The sequence below is a fragment of the Streptomyces apocyni genome (assembly GCF_009739465.1).
Classification (GTDB): domain Bacteria; phylum Actinomycetota; class Actinomycetes; order Streptomycetales; family Streptomycetaceae; genus Streptomyces; species Streptomyces apocyni.
This window is the reverse complement of the sequence record NZ_WHOM01000017.1, coordinates 1-452: the sequence shown is the minus strand read 5'-3', so window position 1 is coordinate 452 and position 452 is coordinate 1. Positions and strand designations below refer to the sequence as shown.

The window sequence follows — 452 nt, the reverse complement described above, 5'->3', positions numbered from 1 at the left end:
AGGAGTTCGCGGAAGGTGGGGTTGCCGCTGGTGTCGGTGCGCAGGACGAGGGTGTTGATGAAGAAGCCGACGAGGTGGTCGAGGGCTTCGTCGGTGCGTCCGGCGATGGCGGTGCCGATGGGAATGTCGTGTCCCGCGCCCAGCTTGGTGTACAGCGCGCTCAGTGCGGCTTGCAGGACCATGAAGAGGCTGGCGCCGGAGTCCCGGGACAGCTCGACCAGCCCTCGGTGCAGCTCCGGCGGGAAGCGGAAGGTCACCGCCTCGCCCCGGTAGCTGGCCACGGCCGGGCGGGGCCGGTCCGTCGGTAGCTCCAACTCCTCGGGCAGCCCCGCGAGCGCGGTGGTCCAGTAGCCGAGCTGCTGGCTGATGGGACTCTCGGGGTCGTCCTCAGTGCCCAGGACATCGCGCTGCCACAGGGTGTAGTCGGCGTACTGCACCGGCAGCGGTGACCA

At 69.7% G+C, this 452-nt stretch carries 1 protein-coding gene; it reads right to left on the bottom strand.

Annotated features, from left to right (window positions below; all coding sequences use genetic code 11):
- Window positions 1-452 (bottom strand): condensation domain-containing protein (locus GCN81_RS00065; RefSeq protein ID WP_156721307.1); only part of this gene is annotated, 452 nt, incomplete at both ends.